Origin of the sequence: Enterobacter sp. CPE_E1241 (assembly GCF_045618265.1) — a bacterium.
In the GTDB taxonomy this organism is placed as follows: Bacteria; Pseudomonadota; Gammaproteobacteria; order Enterobacterales; family Enterobacteriaceae; genus Enterobacter; species Enterobacter adelaidei.
The window spans coordinates 264,945-284,983 of the sequence record NZ_JBIWYV010000001.1 but is presented as its reverse complement, the minus strand read 5'-3'; the positions used below and the strand labels follow the sequence as shown (position 1 = coordinate 284,983).

At 55.4% G+C, this 20,039-nt stretch carries 15 protein-coding genes and 1 pseudogene; 4 read left to right on the top strand and 12 right to left on the bottom strand.

Going from position 1 to position 20,039, the window contains the following annotated elements; all coding sequences use genetic code 11:
• Positions 1 to 71 precede the first annotated feature (71 nt).
• The 5 genes from ACJ9Y9_RS01315 to pgi form a co-directional block, all read right to left on the bottom strand.
• Positions 72 to 2,168, bottom strand: coding sequence for a YjbH domain-containing protein (locus tag ACJ9Y9_RS01315; RefSeq protein WP_028017974.1), 2,097 nt, complete (start codon positions 2,166 to 2,168; stop codon positions 72 to 74).
• Positions 2,168 to 2,905 carry a capsule biosynthesis GfcC D2 domain-containing protein gene (locus tag ACJ9Y9_RS01310; RefSeq protein WP_028017975.1) on the bottom strand — a complete coding sequence of 246 codons (738 nt, stop codon included), beginning with the start codon at positions 2,903 to 2,905 and terminating at the stop codon, positions 2,168 to 2,170. The genes ACJ9Y9_RS01315 and ACJ9Y9_RS01310 overlap by 1 nt, the downstream gene beginning before the upstream one ends.
• Complete coding sequence (locus ACJ9Y9_RS01305) at positions 2,902 to 3,540, bottom strand: YjbF family lipoprotein (RefSeq protein ID WP_028017976.1); 639 nt, start codon at positions 3,538 to 3,540, stop codon at positions 2,902 to 2,904. Before ACJ9Y9_RS01305 ends, ACJ9Y9_RS01310 begins: the two co-directional genes overlap by 4 nt.
• 62 nt (positions 3,541 to 3,602) lie before the next feature.
• Positions 3,603 to 3,845, bottom strand: coding sequence for an exopolysaccharide production protein YjbE (gene yjbE, locus ACJ9Y9_RS01300; RefSeq protein WP_028017977.1), 243 nt, complete (start codon positions 3,843 to 3,845; stop codon positions 3,603 to 3,605).
• 366 nt (positions 3,846 to 4,211) lie between these two features.
• Complete coding sequence (gene pgi, locus ACJ9Y9_RS01295) at positions 4,212 to 5,861, bottom strand: glucose-6-phosphate isomerase (RefSeq protein ID WP_028017978.1); 1,650 nt, start codon at positions 5,859 to 5,861, stop codon at positions 4,212 to 4,214.
• A 375-nt stretch (positions 5,862 to 6,236) separates the two neighbouring features.
• On the opposite strand from pgi, the gene lysC reads away from it, so the two are divergent.
• The 3 genes from lysC to ACJ9Y9_RS01280 all read left to right on the top strand — a co-directional run bounded on the left by lysC (position 6,237) and on the right by ACJ9Y9_RS01280 (position 8,944).
• A complete protein-coding gene (lysC, locus tag ACJ9Y9_RS01290; RefSeq protein WP_028017979.1) occupies positions 6,237 to 7,586 on the top strand; it encodes a lysine-sensitive aspartokinase 3 in 1,350 nt (449 codons plus the stop codon).
• A 90-nt stretch (positions 7,587 to 7,676) separates the two neighbouring features.
• Positions 7,677 to 8,621 (top strand): ketopantoate/pantoate/pantothenate transporter PanS, encoded by a 945-nt coding sequence (gene panS / locus ACJ9Y9_RS01285; protein WP_028017980.1) that lies wholly within the window; start codon positions 7,677 to 7,679, stop codon positions 8,619 to 8,621.
• Between the two features lie 50 nt (positions 8,622 to 8,671).
• On the top strand, positions 8,672 to 8,944 hold the full coding sequence (locus ACJ9Y9_RS01280) for a DUF3811 domain-containing protein (RefSeq protein WP_028017981.1): 273 nt from the start codon (positions 8,672 to 8,674) through the stop codon (positions 8,942 to 8,944).
• On the opposite strand, the gene rluF is transcribed toward ACJ9Y9_RS01280, so the two are convergent.
• The 5 genes and pseudogenes from rluF to metH all read right to left on the bottom strand — a co-directional run bounded on the left by rluF (position 8,945) and on the right by metH (position 15,918).
• Positions 8,945 to 9,817: a 23S rRNA pseudouridine(2604) synthase RluF gene (gene rluF, locus ACJ9Y9_RS01275; protein WP_028017982.1), complete on the bottom strand. Its 873-nt coding sequence runs from the start codon at positions 9,815 to 9,817 to the stop codon at positions 8,945 to 8,947.
• A gap of 54 nt (positions 9,818 to 9,871) precedes the next feature.
• Positions 9,872 to 10,090 (bottom strand): annotated as a pseudogene (locus tag ACJ9Y9_RS01270) (CcdB family protein); the annotation flags it as partial.
• A 7-nt stretch (positions 10,091 to 10,097) separates the two neighbouring features.
• The gene (locus ACJ9Y9_RS01265) at positions 10,098 to 10,391 is read right to left on the bottom strand and encodes a type II toxin-antitoxin system CcdA family antitoxin (protein ID WP_028017983.1); all 294 of its coding nucleotides are present in this window, start codon (positions 10,389 to 10,391) and stop codon (positions 10,098 to 10,100) included.
• Positions 10,392 to 10,486: 95 nt separating this feature from the next.
• Positions 10,487 to 12,118 carry a Na/Pi cotransporter family protein gene (locus ACJ9Y9_RS01260; RefSeq protein ID WP_028017984.1) on the bottom strand — a complete coding sequence of 544 codons (1,632 nt, stop codon included), beginning with the start codon at positions 12,116 to 12,118 and terminating at the stop codon, positions 10,487 to 10,489.
• Between the two features lie 116 nt (positions 12,119 to 12,234).
• Complete coding sequence (gene metH / locus ACJ9Y9_RS01255; protein WP_028017985.1) at positions 12,235 to 15,918, bottom strand: methionine synthase; 3,684 nt, start codon at positions 15,916 to 15,918, stop codon at positions 12,235 to 12,237.
• Positions 15,919 to 16,111: 193 nt separating this feature from the next.
• Between metH and iclR the strand changes: the two genes are divergently transcribed.
• Positions 16,112 to 16,939, top strand: a complete 828-nt coding sequence (gene iclR, locus ACJ9Y9_RS01250) for a glyoxylate bypass operon transcriptional repressor IclR (RefSeq protein ID WP_075204663.1) — start codon at positions 16,112 to 16,114, stop codon at positions 16,937 to 16,939.
• On the opposite strand, the gene aceK is transcribed toward iclR, so the two are convergent.
• Positions 16,893 to 18,656, bottom strand: coding sequence for a bifunctional isocitrate dehydrogenase kinase/phosphatase (aceK, locus tag ACJ9Y9_RS01245; protein ID WP_028017987.1), 1,764 nt, complete (start codon positions 18,654 to 18,656; stop codon positions 16,893 to 16,895). The genes iclR and aceK overlap by 47 nt on opposite strands.
• Before the next feature lie 51 nt (positions 18,657 to 18,707).
• Entirely contained in the window at positions 18,708 to 20,012 is a 1,305-nt protein-coding gene (gene aceA, locus ACJ9Y9_RS01240) for an isocitrate lyase (protein WP_028017988.1), read from the bottom strand.
• Between the last annotated feature and the right edge of the window lie 27 nt (positions 20,013 to 20,039).

Genomic DNA, 20,039 nt, shown 5'->3' with positions numbered 1-20,039 from the left:
GGAGATCTATATTTTTTGTTTATATTTCGCGCGATCGCCCGGTGGTGAAGTACCACCGGGCTGGTCAGGCATCAGCGGAAGTTAATGTTTTTATCGCTGGTCATATCATACAGCTGGAACTTACGCCCAAGCTGCTGGCCACCGTCGCGCGTCAGCGGTGTCCAGCCAATCGCCGCACGGCTGCGGGTTGGGCCTGACGAGAACAGATCCAGCGGAATCGACACGTATACGCCTTTGGTGAAGTCCCCTTCCCCATATTCGTCCGGCGAGACGTTGGTGATGGTGGCATAACCGCCCACCACGACGCCGCTGTCAAAGTGTTTAGATATATCCAGCGTGCCGCCCTTATCACCCGCCAGGTACTGGCCGACGCTGGCTTTCACCAGTACGTCAGGGGCAAATGACGGTGTCCAGTAGGCGGTCAGATGACCCGTTTTGACGCTATAGTCGGTGAACTTCATCATGTCCTGGGCGCTGCGCCAGTCACGCTGTTTGACATAGTTGGCATCAATCCCGAACGCCCAGTTGCTGTCGACAGGACGATAAAGCACTTCTGCCCCAGCGCCGCCGAACATGGTTTCCAGATATCCGCCGTACACCTGGCCGTAGAAGCCGTTGCCGAAGTACTGGAAGTAGTTGGCCTGCAGGTTGTTCACATAGACATTATTCTGCACATACTCACGCACGCGGGTGCGCACGCGCGGCAGCGTCGAGTCATTTGGCGGATTGGTGTAGTTGAACTTGTCGTAGTTGTTAGCAATGTTGCCAAACAGGCTACCGGTGGTCAGCAGGTGGTCGGTGAGCCACAGATCCGCTGTCGCCATCGCGCCCAGCTGATACATGTAGAAGTTCTCTGGCCCGCCGACGGACTGATTCAGCACCGGATCGATATGGAAATCGAAGCGCGACTTGTCGATATACCAGCCCTGCTCGGTGGTATCTGGCACGATCGGCTCTACGCGTTTTTGCACCAGCTCGGTTTCATGCCCGAGCGGTTCACCTTCCAGATGGCGCTTGAGGCTGGCGACGTCCGTTTCCGTCGTCACCTGCGGCAGGTTGAGACGGTTCTCCGTCACGCGGATCGTGCGGATCCCATCCGGGAGATCGTTCATGACGATCCGGTTGGTGCGTTCGATCCCTTCACGTGAGTCGCGGTATTTCACCTGCTCGCCGGTAACGTACAGCGTATCGCCTTTTACCTGAATTTTCGGATCCGCCAGGCCAGCATTATATTTCAGCAACGTCAGCTGGTTTGCCACCACCGAGTGCTGCAGGATGGCGTCCTGCGGCTCCGGCTGGTATGCAGGCCGTGCGTTATCGTTGTAGTGCGGGCGCATGTCGTTGAAGTTAGTGCGCAGCGTGAAGCCAAACATGAAGGTATTGCCACGCTCGTAGCTGAGGTTAACGTCGGCCCAATCGGTGACGCGATAAATGGCGCCGACGTTAAACTTGCTCTTCTGTTCAATCTTGCCAGCGAAATCCTGCGAGTAGTCATTCCCTTCATACTCCAGCTTCAGGCGCAGCGGCTGCCAGGGTGTCTGGTATTCGACGCCACCAAACAGCGACGCAGGTCCGTGGAACATTTGGTCGCCGTTGATCGAACCCGCTTTCTGGTAGCTATTATCGCGATAACAGTATTTATCGCTGTACGAGCAAAACGGGTTTTTGACGTTGCCGCTGGTACCGAGATAACCCCAGCCCAGACCGAGTGAGAAATCAAACGGTCCCCAGGCTTTACTGGCAACGATGTATTCCGCATCAAACAGACCGGTACCGCCGATATCTTTGGCGCCAACGGAGACCTGGGGCATCCAGTAACTCTCTTCCCACAGACGTACTTTGAGGTCGAAGGCTTTATCTTTGTAGGTCTGATCGCCGGAGAACGCCTCTACGCTGCTGTACTGTTTCGTACGCACGTCGGTATAGCGCAGCGTGGTTTCAAGCCACGGAAACAGTTGCACCGACGCGGAGTAGTAGCGGTATTGATCGTTATCGCGATAGTTAAGGCTCAACTCACCCTCACGCGCCATACGTGCGGTGGGCGTTTGCAGTAAACCGACGCCACCGAAGTCTGACTGGGACGGGCCAATAGGTGCCGGATACGTTTCTGCATGGCAGGCGGCACTCACACAAAGTGCCAGCATGCTGTAGAGATAGGTTCTTTTCATTATTCCGGAATCCGCTGTATCAGGGAGCGAAGGATATCGGCGTTAAGTCCGTCATACCCCTTCGTCCAGAAATGGTCGGCAAAACCGACAAAAATGATGCTGCCAGGCATAGGTTCGATATGGCGTTTGTTCCAGTAGGCCACTGGCGCTTTTTGTGTGTGCCCGTCAGGGTAAACCACCCAGGCATAGCTGTTATCCGCACCGCTTAACAGGCTCTGCTCGTCGAGATAGCTCACCACGTCACGACCGGGTGTAAAGGGCTTTTTCCCGGGGTGGCTGATAAGACCAAAAACGGTGATGGTTGAGGGTTGTGCAGGCAGCCAGAGCGTGTATTCCCCTTCCAGAGCCGGGTTACCGTTCTCCGACACGCGCACGTCATCCGGATCGAGGTTCACTGGTAGCCGACCGGTGATTTTCAGTGCCTGAACCTGCTGGCGAACGCTGTTAATCGCCGCCGCATCGTCACCCTCTTCCTGCTCCGCTAACCCCGTCAGCCTGGCGAGGAGCGCCTTGTACTGTTGTTCCGCTTCAGCGGTTTTCTGGCGTTCAGCGATCACCGCGCCAGGCCACCAGCTGTTCGCCAGTCTGGGCTGGCCGACGAGATCGATCAGATGCCCGGCGTTGGTCAGTGTTTTGGGCTGCGTGCTGTCCGGGATATAGACCTTCACCGTTCCGGCAGACCAGGCAAGCGGCGCGGCAAAACTGGCGATCAGCGCAACGCGAATAAGTGTTTTCATGATTTCGCGGCCTTGATAAGCGTAGTTTTGACCGGGAAGAATCCCTCACCGAGATACTGCAGGGACTGACGGATTTGTCCGTCATCGTCGACCCAGAAACGGTTATGCCACGTGGCCTGGTCGGTGATCACTTCTTCATCGAGCACGCGAACCTGGGTTTCGTCGCTACCGACTTTCACGCTGTCGATGCCGTCCCAGCGGAAGGTAGAGCGTGCGGTGGCGTAACGCACCTGTTTATGCTCGGTCCAGCCCATCGTGCGCGTCCAGCTTGCGCCGTCGGTGATCTGGTTGGGTTTGATAAGCGGGTCGGCAGCGATATTGTTCACCTCAAGCAGGTTGTCTCCGCCCAACAGGGTTTTCACGAGACGTCCATGCTGCGTCACGATGGTGGCCTGATCCTGCGTCACCCATTTCTGCTGCCCGTTTTCATCGAAAGCGAGCACCACAAACAGTTGCGGGCCATCGTTTAACTGCATGTACTGGCTGGCATACGGCATGTTCTGAAGTTCATCATCGGTCAGATGTACACCCGGTGTGCCGAACATGCTGTCCCACAGTGAGTTCCCCAGCCCTTTGGTGGTGGCTGAGCACGCCTGCAAGAGCAGGCAAATCATGATGATTGCAGGTCGCTTCACGACTCTTCTCCGAAGGGCGAAATAACCACACCGAAGTGTGGTTATGATTAAAACACCCGGAATTATCGGGTGCTGGTCGTTGTGGTGGTCGTGGTTCCGGTATTGGAGCCATCACCGCCACCGGTTGCCGCCAGCGCGACACCCACGGCTGAACTTACGGTGCTGGCGCTGGCTGCGGTAGAACTTCCCGCAGACGCAGACGTCGCAGCCGACCCTGCCGCTTCCCCGACCTGAACCGGAGCTGCATAGACAGATGTCGCCGCAAGCGCAGATATGGCAAAAATGCCATACAGTACTTTTTTCATAACAATTTCCCTTCAATGAATGAATGGAGATTTGCCCGATAAGAATTTCAGGCGGAATCGAGTATACACAACTACTGCCGTGGGATTGCCGTAAGGGGAAATAGGGGTAGGGTTTTCGGAATAATGGTTAAAATGGAAATAGAATAAAAATAAAATAAATATATAATCAATGAAAATCAATAATTTATAATATATACATATTAACAGCTTAGTGCGTATTTTCTTAAAATAAACCGCAGCAATTAACGGGTTAAGCGTCTTTTTCGGATTAAACTCAGATCCAGAATTTGAGTTAACTAACAGACATCAGGAATTATCCGATAAAAAAATGCCGGCATATCGCCGGCATTTTTCATGACATTTTAATTACGCACGCCATGCTTTATAACGGTTGATCAAACCATTTGTCGAGCTGTCATGGCTGGCAATCGATTTATCGTCACCCAGCTCTGGCAGGATACGGTTTGCCAGCTGTTTGCCCAGCTCAACGCCCCACTGGTCAAAGGTGAAGATGTTCAGGATCGCGCCCTGCGTGAAGATTTTGTGCTCGTACAGGGCAATCAGCGCCCCCAGGCTGAACGGCGTGATTTCGCGCAGCAGGATGGAGTTGGTTGGACGGTTGCCTTCGAACACTTTGAACGGCACAACGTGATCCAGGGTTGCCGGATCTTTACCCTGGTCACGGTATTCCTGCTCTACCACCTCGCGGGATTTACCAAATGCCAGCGCTTCAGTCTGGGCGAAGAAGTTAGACAGCAACTTCGGATGGTGGTCGGACAGTGGGTTATGGGTGATAGCCGGGGCGATGAAATCGCACGGTACCATTTTGGTGCCCTGGTGAATCAGCTGGTAGAACGCGTGCTGACCGTTCGTGCCCGGCTCACCCCAGATGATTGGACCGGTCTGGTAATCCACGGCGTTTCCGTTACGGTCAACGTATTTACCGTTAGATTCCATGTTACCCTGCTGGAAGTAGGCCGCGAAACGGTGCATGTACTGATCGTATGGCAGGATCGCTTCGGTTTCAGCGCCGAAGAAGTTGTTGTACCAGATACCAATCAGCGCCAGCAGCACAGGCAGGTTTTTCTCTGGTGCGGTGCTGGAGAAGTGTTTATCCATCGCGTGCGCGCCGGAGAGCAGCTCAACGAAGTTGTCGAAGCCGACAGACAGGATGATGGACAGACCGATTGCAGACCACAGAGAGTAACGGCCGCCAACCCAGTCCCAGAACTCAAACATGTTCGCGGTATCAATCCCGAACTCGCCAACTGCCTTGCCGTTGGTGGACAGCGCCGCGAAGTGTTTCGCCACGTGCTTGTTGTCGCCTGCAGTCTTCAGGAACCAGTCGCGCGCACTGTGGGCGTTGGTCATGGTTTCCTGAGTGGTGAAGGTTTTAGATGCGACCAGGAACAGAGTGGTTTCCGGGTTCACGTTCTTCAGCACTTCGGCGATGTGGGTACCATCGACGTTAGAGACAAAGTGCATGTTGAGGTGGTTTTTATATGGACGCAGCGCTTCGGTCACCATGAATGGACCGAGGTCAGAACCGCCGATACCGATGTTAACCACGTCGGTGATGGCTTTGCCGGTGTAGCCTTTCCAGCTACCAGAGATGATCGCTTCGGAGAAGGCTTTCATCTTTTCCAGCACCGCGTTCACTTCCGGCATCACATCTTTGCCGTCAACGATGATTGGCGTATTGCTACGGTTACGCAGCGCCACGTGCAGCACGGCACGGTCTTCGGTGCGGTTGATCTTCTCACCGGAGAACATTGATTTGATGGCGTCAGCAAGCTGCGTCTCTTTTGCCAGATCCTGCAGTTTCGCCAGCGTCTCTTCGGTAATGCGGTTTTTGGAGAAATCCACCAGCATCAGGTCATCAAAGGTCGCGGAGAATTTGTTGAAACGATCGGCATCTTTCGCGAACAGCTCCGCGATAGTGACGTCTTTCATTTCATCAAAATGTTTTTGTAGTGCCTGCCAGGCAGCGGTCTGCGTTGGGTTGATGTTTTTCATTAGCAATACTCTTCTGATTTGAGAATTGTGACTGCGGTCGATTGTAGCGCCTGCAAATAAAAATTGTGATGGTTTTTATGCCATTGCCCTGGCCTGCATCAAACGCAGGTGAAAAGACCCGAAAAGTATAGCTGCTGGAGAGCGCTCCTGCGGCGGCGAAATGTCGGTCAAAACCGGGTAAAATGAAGCATAAAATATGGCCCTGTTATAAGTCCTGTTTCTCAGGGGTACCCCCCCATGAAAAATCCGCATAATCCCGGCATTGACAGGACCTCCCCCGCATTTTATTTATAGGGCCGTATTTTGCGCCTGCACCTGTTTTCGTTTCATTCTTGTGCCAAGGTCGCTTTATTCATTCCCTGACACGAGGTTGTTATGACGAGTTTTGTGGTCGCCAAATTTGGCGGCACCAGTGTGGCCGATTACGATGCCATGAACCGCAGCGCCGATGTGGTGCTAGCCGATCCGAATACCCGCCTGGTGGTGCTTTCTGCCTCTGCTGGCGTGACGAACCTGCTGGTTTCTCTGTCTGAAGGACTGGAAGCGACCGAGCGTTTCGTTAAGCTGGATGCACTGCGCAAAATTCAGTTCGACATCCTTGAACGTCTGCAGAACCCGAATGTCATCCGCGAAGAAGTGGAACGCCTGCTGGAAAATATCACCACGCTGGCAGAAGCGGCTTCTCTGGCCACCTCCACCGCCCTGACCGATGAGCTGGTCAGTCATGGCGAACTGATGTCGACTCTGCTGTTTGTGGAAATCATGCGCGAGCGTAACATTCAGGCGCAGTGGTTTGACGTGCGTAAAGTGATGCGTACCAGCGATCGCTTTGGCCGCGCCGAGCCGGACGTTGAAGCGCTGGCGGAGCTGACCAACCAGCAGCTGGCTCCCCGTCTGGCAGATGGTATTGTGATCACCCAGGGCTTTATCGGCAGTGAAGCGAAAGGCCGCACCACCACGCTTGGCCGTGGCGGCAGCGACTACACCGCCGCACTGTTGGGCGAAGCCCTGCATGCAACGCGCGTGGATATCTGGACTGACGTTCCGGGCATTTACACCACCGACCCGCGCGTTGTTTCTGCGGCTAAACGTATTGATGTGATCGCCTTTGAAGAAGCGGCTGAAATGGCCACCTTCGGTGCGAAGGTGCTGCATCCGGCAACCCTTTTGCCAGCCGTACGTAGCGATATTCCGGTCTTCGTCGGCTCCAGTAAAGATCCGAAAGCGGGCGGGACGCTGGTCTGCAAGAAAACGGAAAATCCACCACTGTTCCGCGCGTTGGCCCTGCGCCGTCGCCAGACGCTGGTCACGCTGCACAGCCACAATATGCTGCACTCCCGTGGCTTCCTGGCGGAAGTGTTTGGCATTCTGGCGCGCCATAACATCTCTGTAGACTTGATCACCACCTCCGAAGTGAGCATCGCGCTGACGCTGGACACCACCGGTTCCACCTCCACTGGTGACACCCTGCTGACACAGTCACTGCTGATTGAGCTTTCTGAACTGTGCCGCGTGGAAGTAGAAGAAAATCTGGCGCTGGTTGCCATCATCGGAAACAAGCTGTCGCGTGCCTGCGGCGTAGGGAAAGAGGTGTTTGGCGTGCTCGACCCGTTCAACATCCGCATGATTTGCTACGGTGCGTCCAGCTATAACCTCTGCTTCCTGGTCCCTGCCGATCAGGCGGAGCAGGTGGTGCAGAAACTTCATCAGAATTTGTTTGAATAAAATTCGTTAGCACGATAAACAATAACGATAAGCCGGGCACAGACCCGGCTTTTTCATAACTAAACACAACACAATCGCAAGGAAATACCTATGTTATCCGCCATCACACGGCTGTTCCCGTTATGGGCGCTGCTGCTCTCTGTAGTCGCGTATTACACGCCCACCTCGTTCACCGGCATTGGTCCGTGGGTCACCACCCTGCTGATGCTGATCATGCTCGGTATGGGCGTTCATCTGAAAATCGACGATTTTAAACGCGTGCTGTCGCGCCCGGCCCCCGTCGCTGCAGGTATATTCCTGCACTACCTGGTGATGCCGCTCGCGGCGTGGCTACTGGCGATGGCCTTTAAGATGCCGCCCGATCTCTCCGCCGGGATGGTGCTGGTGGGCAGCGTGGCCAGCGGCACGGCGTCCAACGTCATGATCTACCTTGCGAAAGGCGACGTGGCACTCTCCGTCACTATCTCTTCCGTTTCCACGCTGGTTGGCGTAATTGCTACCCCGCTGTTAACGCGCTTATATGTGGACGCACATATTCAGGTGGACGTGATGGGCATGCTGCTTAGCATCCTGCAAATCGTGGTGATCCCGATTGCGCTGGGACTGGTCATTCACCATCTTTTCCCGCGCGTGGTGAAAACGGTTGAACCGTATCTGCCGGCGTTCTCGATGGTCTGCATTCTGGCGATCATCAGCGCCGTGGTGGCGGGTTCCGCCTCACACATTGCTTCTGTAGGCTTTGTGGTGATCGTCGCGGTAGTGCTGCATAACACCATTGGATTACTCGGTGGTTACTGGGGCGGGAAGCTGTTTGGCTTTGACGAGTCCACTTGCCGCACGCTGGCAATCGAGGTGGGAATGCAGAACTCCGGTCTGGCAGCAGCACTCGGTAAGATTTACTTCTCACCACTGGCGGCCCTACCTGGCGCACTGTTCTCCGTCTGGCATAACCTGTCCGGTTCGCTGCTGGCGGGCTACTGGTCCGGTAAGCCGATTGATGAACAACCCAAAAAAGATGCGGTGAAGCAGAGTTAATTTACGCGGCTTGCTTTACACTGAAGCCTCCCCATCAGGAGGCTTCAGCAATGGCTACACCACGACTGACCCAGAAAGACATGACGGAAGCCGAGCAGCGCGAACTGAAAACGCTTCTCGACCGCGCCCGTATCGCACATGGCCGCACGCTGACGAACGCCGAAACGAACCAGGTTAAAAAAGAGTACATCGACAAATTGATGACACAGCGTGAGGCTGAGGCGAAAAAAGCCCGCAAACTGAAAAAGCAGCAGGCTTATAAACCCGATGCGGAGGCGACCTTCTCGTGGTCTGCCAACACATCGACTCGTGGAAGGCGCTGATTAGCGCCCTTTCTTTTTACGGCCAGGCTGGGTAAAGCGTTTCCCGTTGGCCGGTTTGCCGCGTCCTTTCTCTTCCGCCTGCGGCGCCTTCACCACCGGGCGCTTAATCGCCTGGGTTTTCGGTTTGGCTTTAGCTTTTGGCTTCGCTTCAGACGACGAGTTCTCGATAAGCTTGAACAGTTCAATCAGCTCGTCATCCGTTAAGTCGCGCCACTCGCCCAGCGGGATACCGGACAGGCTGACGTTCATGATGCGCGTGCGCTCCAGCTTCGTCACTTCATAACCGAAGTGCTCGCACATGCGGCGGATTTGGCGGTTCAGGCCCTGCACCAGGGTAATGCGGAACGCGAACGGTGCTTCTTTCTTGACCTTACACTTCTTCGTGACGGTACCGAGGATCGGCACACCGGCGCCCATGCCGCGAATAAATTCGTCCGTGACCGGCTTATTCACCGTCACAATGTACTCTTTCTCGTGGTCGTTACCGGCACGCAGGATTTTGTTGACCAGATCGCCGTGGTTGGTGAGGAAAATCAGCCCCTGAGAGTCTTTATCCAGACGGCCAATCGGGAAGATTCGGCTGCTGTGGTTCACGAAATCAACGATGTTGTCCCGCTCACCGTCTTCCGTGGTGCTGACAATCCCAACCGGTTTGTTCAACGCGATAAACACCAGGTCTTCAGCATCGCGCGGTTCGATGACCTGACCATTCACTTTAACCACATCGCCAGGGGCCACCTGATCGCCGATGGTGGCGCGTTTGCCGTTAAGAAACACATTACCTTGTTCAATGTAACGGTCAGCCTCGCGACGTGAGCAGATCCCGCTCTCGCTAATGTATTTGTTTAATCGGGTTGATTGAGTTGGCAGCATAGTTTCTCCTGTGAAGGGCGAAATATACCTTACCTTGCGGCTGACAAAAAAGTGTTAGTAACCGTTGATCAAAAAATCGAGTGCATCCCGCAATGAAGCCCGGTTTTGCGTAAGATCGGCGACACGCTCGCCTAACTCTTTTGGCGATATGCCTGCCATCATGTGCATCATGACCACGCAGGGCTTACCCGCTATCTCAACGACAGGGCACACTTTCGCAGGCGGTTGAATGTCTCCCAGGTGGCTAAGCTCAACTGCGGGGGCGACCAGGACTGCTCCATCAGAACGACCTCTGAAAGTCACTAAAAGAGCTGTTTTCATCAACCCACTGGTTAATGGCCTCGATAGAAGCTTTATTTTCTGCTAACCACTCGGCGCGCTGATGCGCTCGAAACTGCTCCTGCAGCGCAGCCGTGAGTACAGCAGATAGATTAAGTTTAAGCCGTCGCGCCTCTTCAAGAATTTCTGGTGCTAACGACACATTAACTGATTTTTTAATGCCTTGAGTAGTGCGCATGATAACCCCCATCGGAATGCGCATGAATTGGCGAAGAGTAGCGTAATAAACGAGCATTTTCTATTCCCTTAAAAATGTAAGGTCTGAAGAGTAAATGGCGCTTTATAAGGTGTCACGCCTCGCAAAACGGTTTTGCGAGGCGCTTTCAGAGATTAATATTCATCCCGCTCGTCGTCTTCATCCGGCTGTTCCATCACGCTGTACGCCACCGCGCAGAACAACGAGTTGAGACGTTTCATATCCCCCAGCAGCCCCAGGTGCAGCGAACTCGTTTCGATACTCTGCACGTTCTGCTGATGCAGACGCTCAACGTGGGCGTGCGAGTAGCGGCGGTTCAGAATACGGAAACGATGCTTGTTGCGGCGCAGGCGGCGCGCACTCGGCACGTCGCTGGAGAAGAACACCGACATCGCCAGCTTGAGGTTGCTGACCAGCTGTTCGTGCAGCGCCTCCAGCTCCTTCAGGCCTTCACCTGAAAATGCGCGACGCGCGGCAAGGGATTTGTCGGCAATCTCGCTACCCATGCGCTCAACGATATCCGAGGCCTGCTCCAGGTTAAGCGACATCTCGATAATTTCCGCCCAGCGGCGGGACTCTTCCTCCGCCAGTTCATCCTGCGGAATACGCGCAAGATAGAGCTTGATGGCGGTATAGAGCACGTTGATGTCGTCCGCCAGTCTGCGCAACTCTTTCTCTTCACGCGGCTCGCCGTGCATCACCTTTTGCAGCCCTTCGAGCATGGTTTCCATCGCATCGCCTATGCGCAGCGTCTCACGGGCAGCATTCGCCAGCGCCAGTGCAGGGGTGTCCAGCGCAGACGTATCCAGATGCTTAGGTTTCAGACGCGCATCCAGCTCCGGTTCATCCTGAATAAGTCGTTCACAGAAACGGGCCATCGGCTCAGCAAAAGGTACCATCGCCAGGCAGCGCACCAGGTTATAGAAAACGTGAAAATAGATCACCAGCTCCGCTTTTGGCAGCGGGAGGCTATCCATCAGGTTCGCCAGCGGATGGATAAAGGGCAGGATAATCAGGCTCCCCACCAGCTTAAACAGCAGGCTGCCGAGCGCCACTCGACGGGCGGCAGCATTGGCGGCGCTGTTGTTGAGCATCGCCAGCAGGCCAGAGCCGAGGTTAGCCCCGATCACCAGACATAACGCGACCGGGAAGGAGATCACCCCTGCAGCGGTGAGTGTTGCCGTCAGCAATACTGCGGCCAGGCTCGAGTAACTGACGATGGCAAACACTGCACCGATCAGCGCGTCCAGCATGATGTCGCCGGTCAGCGAAGCGAAGATGACCTGAACACCATTAGCCTCGGTAATGGGAGTAACCGCCTGCACAATCAGTTCCAGCGCCAGCAGGATAAGCCCCAGGCCAATCCCTACGCGTCCGAGCTGTCCGGCCCGCGTTTGTTTGCGGCCAAGGAAGAAGATGACGCCAATGAAAATCAGCAACGGCGACAGCCAGGAGAGATCAAAGGTCAGGATACGCGCCATCAACGCGGTACCCACATCAGCACCCAGTACAATTACCAGCGCCGGGGCCAGCGCCACCAGATCCTGCGCCACAAACGAGGTGACAAGCAGCGTCGTGGCGTTGCTGCTCTGAACCAGTGCCGTTACGCCAATACCCGCGCAGAAGGCGAGCGGTTTCTTCTCAACGCTGCTGCTGAGAACGGTACGTAAACGGGCACCAAATACGCGCATCACGCCGGTACGGACAATATGGGTGCCCCATACCAGAAGTGCGACTGCGGAGAGCAGATGTAACAGAATCAGCACGGAAGATGTTCCTCCTTATCGTTATTCGTTTTCCCTTGGTTCAGTATAAGGGTTTAAACGTAATAAAGAGACAGGGCGCCCAATGAGCGCCCTGTTTGTTGTAAGGAAAAGTGACGTCAGTCCGCGTCGTAGCCTAAATTCGGCGCTAGCCAACGCTCCACTTCAGAGACACTCATACCTTTGCGCAGGGCGTAATCTTCGATTTGATCGCGTTGCAGCTGCGCCACGGCGAAGTACTTGCTGTCAGGATGGCTGAAATACCAGCCGGAAACGGACGCCCCTGGCCACATGGCGAACGACTCGGTGAGTTTCATCCCTGTATGCGCTTCAACATCCAGCAGCTTCCAGATGGTTCCCTTTTCGGTGTGTTCGGGGCAGGCCGGGTAGCCAGGTGCCGGACGAATACCCTGATAGTTTTCGCGGATCAGCTCCTCGTTGCTGAGGTTCTCATTGGCCGCGTAGCCCCAGAGTACCTTACGTACGCGCTCGTGCAGGTACTCTGCGAAGGCTTCCGCCAGGCGGTCGGCAATCGCTTTGACCATGATTTTGTTGTAATCATCGTGCTGAGCTTCGAACGCATCCGCCAGGGCATCTTCTTCCAGACCACCGGTTACGGCAAATGCGCCGATGTAATCGGCTTTACCAGAAAGCTTCGGCGCAACGAAATCGGCCAGGCAGTAGTTCGCGAAACCCACTTTCTCGGTTTGCTGACGCAGATGGTGACTCACCGCCAGCACGTGAGTGCGGGTTTCATCGCGATAGATTTCAACATCGTCGCCCACGCGGTTCGCCGGAAACAGCCCCACCACGCCACGCGGGTTGAGGGTTTTCTCCACACTCAGTTTGTCGAGCATCTCGTTCGCATCTTTAAACAGGCGCTGTGCTTCTTCACCGACTACTTCATCTTCAAGGATGCGCGGATATTTGCCCGCCAGCGACCAGGTCATAAAGAACGGCGTCCAGTCGATGTAGTTGCGCAGCGTCTCGATGCTGGCAGTCACATCCTGCACGCCCAGACGATGCGCGACCGGCGGCGTATAGCTCGACCAGTCAAACGCCAGATCGTTATCGCGTGCCGCCTGCAACGTAACAGGCGGTGTGCGCGGTTTCTTGCGACCGTGCTGAATACGGACGGTTTCGTACTCTTTGCGGGTGCGCGTAACAAACTCGTCGCGCTGGGTGTCAGAGAGCAGCGCGGACACCACGCCTACCGTTCGCGAGGCATTTTGCACGTAGACCGTTGGACCACTGTAGTTCTGCTCGATTTTCACCGCCGTGTGCGCTTTTGAGGTGGTCGCCCCGCCAATCAGCAGCGGAATGGTAAAGCCCTGACGCTCCATCTCTTTCGCCACGTTGACCATCTCATCAAGCGACGGGGTGATCAGCCCGGAGAGGCCAATCAGGTCGGCATTCACTTCACGTGCGGTTTTGAGGATTTTGTCCGCGGGTACCATCACGCCAAGATCGATAATCTCGTAGTTATTACACTGCAGCACCACGCCGACGATATTCTTGCCGATGTCGTGAACATCGCCCTTCACGGTGGCGATCACCATTTTCCCGTTGCTGGAGCCTTTCTCTTTGCTGGCTTCGATAAACGGTTCAAGGTAGGCCACCGCCTGCTTCATCACGCGGGCGGATTTCACTACCTGCGGCAGGAACATTTTGCCCTCACCGAACAGATCGCCAACCACGTTCATGCCGTCCATCAGTGGCCCTTCGATCACTTCAATCGGACGTGCGGACTGAAGACGCGCTTCTTCGGTATCCAGTTCGATAAACTCGGTAATACCTTTCACCAGCGAATATTCCAGACGCTTTTTCACATCCCAGGAACGCCACTCGGCCTGCTGAACGTTGGCTGCTTCATCCGATTTACTGCCACGGTATTTCTCCGCAAGATCCAGCATCCGCTCGGTGGCATCGTCACGACGGTTCAGGATCACGTCTTCTACCGCGTCGCGCAGTTCTGCAGGCAGGTCGTCGTAAATCGCCAGTTGTCCGGCGTTAACGATCCCCATATCCATCCCGTTACGGATGGCGTAGTAGAGGAACACGGCGTGAATAGCTTCACGCACCGGATCGTTACCGCGGAACGAGAACGATACGTTCGATACACCGCCGGAGATCAGCGCATGCGGCAGCTCGCGCTTAATGTCTTCACACGCGCCGATAAAGTCCTGGGCGTAGTTGTTGTGCTCTTCAATCCCGGTCGCCACAGCGAAAATGTTCGGGTCAAAGATGATGTCTTCCGGGGGGAAGCCTACCTCTTCGGTCAAAATTTTGTACGCACGGCGGCAAATCTCGATTTTGCGCTCGCGGGTGTCTGCCTGACCCACTTCATCAAAGGCCATAACCACAACGGCCGCGCCGTAACGGCGTACCAGCTTCGCGTGATGGATAAAGATATCAACGCCTTCTTTCATCGAGATGGAGTTAACGATGCCTTTACCCTGAATGCATTTCAGCCCTTTCTCGATGACTTCCCACTTAGAGGAGTCAATCATGATCGGCACGCGGGCGATGTCCGGTTCACCGGCAATCAGGTTGAGGAAACGCACCATCGCCGCTTCGGCGTCGAGCATCCCCTCATCCATGTTGATATCAATAATTTGAGCACCGCTCTCAACCTGCTGGCGGGCGACGTCCAGCGCTTCGCTATACTTCTCTTCTTTAATCAGACGCTTGAACTTTGCTGAACCGGTGACGTTAGTACGCTCACCCACGTTCACAAACAGGCTGTCGTCGCCGATGGTCAACGGCTCAAGGCCGGAGAGACGACAGGCAACAGGCAGCTCAGGTAATTTTCGCGGCGGCAGCCCGGCCACCGCATTGCTCATGGCCGCGATATGCTCAGGCGTCGTGCCGCAGCAGCCACCGACGATGTTCAGGAAGCCAGACTCGGCCCACTCGCGGATTTGCGCCGCCATGGTGTTGGCATCGAGATCGTATTCACCAAACGCGTTCGGCAGACCGGCGTTTGGGTGCGCGGTGACGTAACATTCCGCAATACGCGACAGTTCCTGTACGTACTGGCGGAGTTCATCTGGCCCCAGCGCGCAGTTCAGGCCGAAGGAGAGCGCTTCAGCGTGGCGCAGAGAGTTATAAAAGGCTTCGGTTGTCTGGCCGGATAAGGTACGGCCGGAGGCGTCAGTAATGGTGCCGGAAATCATGATCGGCAGGTCAACGCCCAGCGCCTCGAACTCCTCTTTCACCGCGTAAATCGCGGCTTTGGCGTTGAGGGTATCGAATACGGTTTCAATCAGGATCAGATCGGAACCCCCTTCCACCAGCGCTTTGGTCGATTCGCGGTAGGCGGCAACCAGCTGGTCAAAGGTGATATTACGAAACGCCGGGTCGTTCACGTCCGGTGAAATCGACGCGGTGCGGTTGGTAGGGCCAAGCACCCCGGCAACGTAGCGCGGCTTGTCCGGCGTGCGGGCCGTCCACTCGTCGGCGCAGGCGCGCGCCAGCTTCGCGGCTTCAAAGTTGATTTCCGCCGACAGGGATTCCATCTGGTAATCCGCCATGGCGATGGTTGTCGAGTTAAAGGTGTTGGTTTCAATGATATCCGCACCCGCTTCAAAGTAGGCGTTGTGGATATCTTTAATAACCGACGGCTTGCTGAGCACCAGCAGGTCGTTATTACCCTTCAGGTCACATGGCCAGTCGGCAAAGCGCTCACCGCGGAAATCGTCTTCGCTCAGACGATAGCCCTGGATCATGGTGCCCATGCCGCCGTCCAGTACCAGAATTCGTTCATTTAACTGCGCACGCAGTTGCTCTACTTTGCTGCTCACACTTGCTCCCGACAACGCTCAACAAGGCCAAAAGGCTGCATTCCATACTGGCATAATCTCGCAGGGTGGAAAAGTCACACAGGAGTAACATGAGACATGTTCACTATCACTCCTCCGATCAGTCAGGATAACGGTTGCAAATTCACCAAATAAAACGAAAATGATTTCCACGATACAGAAAAAGGAGATCGTCATGGTCGCGACCGTTCCCGCTAAACGCGGCAGAAAACCTGCTGCTACCACCGCCGCACAACAGGGCGGACAGGTTCAATCGCTCACGCGCGGTTTGAAGCTGCTGGAGTGGATAGCCGAGTCGCACAATAGCGTGGCCCTGACGGAGCTGGCTCAGCAGGCTGGCCTGCCTAACTCCACAACGCATCGACTGCTGACCACCATGCAGCAGTTGGGCTTTGTCCGTCAGGTCGGTGAGCTGGGACACTGGGCTGTAGGCGCACATGCGTTTATCGTCGGCAGTAGCTTCCTGCAAAGCCGTAACTTGCTGGCCATTGTGCACCCTATTCTGCGCAAGCTAATGGAAGATTCCGGCGAGACGGTAAACCTGGCGGTACTCGACCAGAGCGACCATCAGGCGATCATCATCGACCAGGTACAGTGTACGCAGCTGATGCGTATGTCGGCCCCCATTGGCGGCAAGCTCCCTATGCACGCCTCCGGGGCGGGGAAAGCGTTTCTGTCGCAACTGAGCGAAGAGCAGGTGACGGGGTTATTGCACCGTAAAGGGTTGCACGCCTACACCCACGCAACGCTGGTTTCGCCGGTGCATCTTAAAGAGGATCTGGCCCTGACCCGCAAACGCGGCTATTCGTTTGATGACGAGGAACATGCTCTGGGCCTGCGTTGCATTGCAGCCTGTATCTTTGACGAACACCGCGAGCCGTTTGCCGCCATCTCCATCTCCGGGCCGATTTCACGCATGACGGATGATCGCGTGACTGAGCTGGGCGCGCTGGTGATTAAGGCAGCGAAAGAGGTGACGCTGGCGTATGGTGGGATTCGTTAAACCGCACGCAAAACCGCTGCTTACGTCGATAGGCATACACATCTTCCACATGCCCATTCTTAATTCGCGTTTGCAATCCACGCCAGTAGCTGGCGTGGAACAGATCGTCGTGCATCTCTGCGAATAATGGCCCAATTCGCGGGTCAGCGCACAGCCAGTGGCGGAACTCCTCAGGAAATACATCACCCGGCGAGACGCTGTACCACGGCTCACCGGAGAGTTCATCTTCCGGATAGCGGGGCTGCGGGATGTCGCGGAAATTCACCTCGGTCATGTAACAAATTTCATCGTAATCGTAGAACACGACGCGTCCGTGACGGGTGACGCCAAAGTTTTTAAACAGCATATCCCCCGGGAAGATATTGGCGGCAGCAAGCTGGCGAATCGCATTGCCATACTCTTCAATGGCATCGCGAAGCGCCTGACCTTCGGACTGCTCCAGCCAGATGTTCAGGGGCACCATACGGCGTTCAATGTAGAGATGGCTAATCACAATTTTGTCACCAATATCGGTGATTTTGCCGGGTACTTCCTGCATTAAAAGCGCCATGAGTGCTGGATCGATCTGCTGCTTATCCAGCACAAAGTTTTCGAATTCCTGGGTATCGGCCATGCGTCCAACACGGTCGTGCTCTTTAACCAGCTGGTAGCAGGCGCGGACATGTGCAGCCGTCATCTCTTTCTGCGGCGCGAATTTATCTTTAATCACCTTAAAGACGCGGTCAAAACCCGGCAGGGTGAAGACCAGCATCACCATACCGCGAATGCCCGGTGCTTCGATAAACTGTTCATCCGCCGTGGTGACATAGCGCAAATACTCCCGATAGCTTTCCGTTTTGGCGTGCTTCTGACAGCCAATCGCCATATACAGCTCGGCGGTGGTTTTGCCCGGCAGGATCTCGCGCAACCATTCCACGAGCGCGGCAGGTAACGGCGCGTAGACCATAAAGTAGGAACGGGCGAAGCCAAACACAATGCTGGCTTCGGCGCTGGTGGTCAGACAGGTATCGACAAACAGTTCGCCGTCGTCGGTGCGGTGGATCGGTAACAGAAACGGCACGATGGCTGCCGGCGTAACCAGTTTGCCCACCAACCAGGCGGCTTTATTGCGATAGAACAGTTCATTGGCGACCTGCAAATGGCTGTGCCCAAGAACGTCCTCGCCGAAGGTTTCAGTGAGATGCGCGTGGATATAGCCGATATCCCGGGTTTTATTCTCCCAGGGTAAACGCAGCGGCAAGTCTGTTAACACGCGGTGCAGGAGCTTTTCCCACCCGCGATCGGGAAAGAAATCTTTCGCCAGCGGACGAGGAATAGTACGAAAACGCCGCTCGGGCTGGGAGCTGAAAATAAATAACCGCTCAGGAGATAATGAGCGGTGGTCAAATAACCGACAATAGACGGAGTTAAAGAAGCTCTCCGCAATCTCGAAGCGCGGGTAATCGGGTAACAAACGGGTGTAGTGCTCTTTCACGCGCAGTAAAAATTCCGCGTCTGGACTTTTACCGTCGGTGATACAGCGCAACTGCTCCACCACCAGACCCACATGGTGGTCGTAGAGATGGATACGCTGCTTCATGGCCTGCTGAACCGCATGCCAGTCTGCATGTTCGAAGCGCTGTTGCGCGCCGGAGGTCACTTCCAGAAAACGGCCATACTGGGCATCGAAGCCCTGCAAAATAGTTTGGGCAATCAGTAATTCCAGACCACGCGACATATATCCCCCCTCACCCCAACCCTCTCCCCGAGGGGGGAGAGGGGGAAAAGTTTAGAACTGTGCTTCTTCGGTTGATCCCGTTAAGGCGGTGACGGAGGAGGTGCCGCCCTGAATAATCGTGGTCACATTATCAAAGTAGCCAGTTCCCACCTCCTGCTGGTGAGACACGAAGGTGTAGCCATCTTTACCCGCGGCAAATTCCGGCTGCTGCACCTTCTCAACGTAGTGCTTCATGCCCTCACCCTGCGCATAGGCGTGCGCCAGGTCGAACATGTTGAACCACATGCTGTGGATGCCTGCCAAAGTAATGAACTGGTATTTGTAGCCCATGTCGGACAGCTGCTGCTGGAAGCTGGCGATTGTCTTGTCGTCCAGTTTTTTCTGCCAGTTGAAGGACGGTGAGCAGTTGTAGGCCAGCAGTTTGCCCGGGTACTTCGCATGAATGGCATCGGCAAAGCGTTTTGCCAGAGCCAGATCCGGCGTGGAGGTTTCGCACCAGACCAGGTCCGCATAAGGAGCGTACGCCAGACCACGGCTTATCGCCTGCTCAATACCGGCATGGGTACGATAGAACCCTTCGCTGGTACGTTCACCGGTAATGAACTCGCTGTCGTACGGGTCGCAATCTGAGGTAATCAGGTCAGCGGCATCCGCATCCGTACGGGCAATGACCAATGTCGGCACGCCGAGCACGTCAGCAGCCAGACGCGCCGCAACCAGTTTCTGAATCGCCTCCTGGGTCGGGACCAGCACTTTGCCGCCCATATGTCCGCATTTCTTCACTGACGCCAGCTGGTCTTCGAAGTGAACGGCCGCTGCACCGGCCTCAATCATCGATTTCATCAGCTCGAAGGCGTTCAGCACGCCACCGAAACCCGCTTCCGCATCCGCAACTATCGGCAGGAAGTAATCAATAAAGCGCGGATCGTTTGGCTCAATGCCTGCCGCCCACTGGATCTGATCCGCACGGCGGAAGGTGTTGTTGATCCGATCCACGACCGACGGTACGGAGTTAGCCGGATAGAGCGACTGATCCGGGTACATGCTGGAGGCCAGGTTAGCGTCCGCCGCGACCTGCCAGCCGGACAGGTAAATGGCTTCTATCCCCGCCTTTGCCTGCTGCAGTGCCTGACCGCCCGTCAGCGCGCCAAGGCTGTTGATGTAACCTTTTTTGGAACCACCGTGCAGCAGCTTCCACATTTTCGCCGCGCCATTTTGCGCCAGCGTGCATTCCGGATTGACCGAGCCGCGTAATTTCACCACTTCCTCCGCGCTGTACGGACGGCGGATGCCTTCCCAGCGAGGTTGTGTCCACTCTTTCTTTAATTCTTCGATTTGTTGGGTACGGGTTTTCATGTGCAGATGCTCCATATTGTTATGTGG

Coding starts and splice junctions, on each gene's coding strand:
- rluF (WP_028017982.1), bottom strand. CDS start 9,817: ATGCTGCCAACTCAATCAACCCGATTAAACAAATACATTAGCGAGAGC.
- ACJ9Y9_RS01280 (WP_028017981.1), top strand. CDS start 8,672: ATGGCTACACCACGACTGACCCAGAAAGACATGACGGAAGCCGAGCAG.
- ACJ9Y9_RS01265 (WP_028017983.1), bottom strand. CDS start 10,391: ATGCTCGTTTATTACGCTACTCTTCGCCAATTCATGCGCATTCCGATG.
- aceK (WP_028017987.1), bottom strand. CDS start 18,656: ATGTCGCGTGGTCTGGAATTACTGATTGCCCAAACTATTTTGCAGGGC.
- yjbE (WP_028017977.1), bottom strand. CDS start 3,845: ATGAAAAAAGTACTGTATGGCATTTTTGCCATATCTGCGCTTGCGGCG.
- panS (WP_028017980.1), top strand. CDS start 7,677: ATGTTATCCGCCATCACACGGCTGTTCCCGTTATGGGCGCTGCTGCTC.
- ACJ9Y9_RS01310 (WP_028017975.1), bottom strand. CDS start 2,905: ATGAAAACACTTATTCGCGTTGCGCTGATCGCCAGTTTTGCCGCGCCG.
- iclR (WP_075204663.1), top strand. CDS start 16,112: ATGGTCGCGACCGTTCCCGCTAAACGCGGCAGAAAACCTGCTGCTACC.
- ACJ9Y9_RS01315 (WP_028017974.1), bottom strand. CDS start 2,168: ATGAAAAGAACCTATCTCTACAGCATGCTGGCACTTTGTGTGAGTGCC.
- pgi (WP_028017978.1), bottom strand. CDS start 5,861: ATGAAAAACATCAACCCAACGCAGACCGCTGCCTGGCAGGCACTACAA.
- aceA (WP_028017988.1), bottom strand. CDS start 20,012: ATGAAAACCCGTACCCAACAAATCGAAGAATTAAAGAAAGAGTGGACA.
- lysC (WP_028017979.1), top strand. CDS start 6,237: ATGACGAGTTTTGTGGTCGCCAAATTTGGCGGCACCAGTGTGGCCGAT.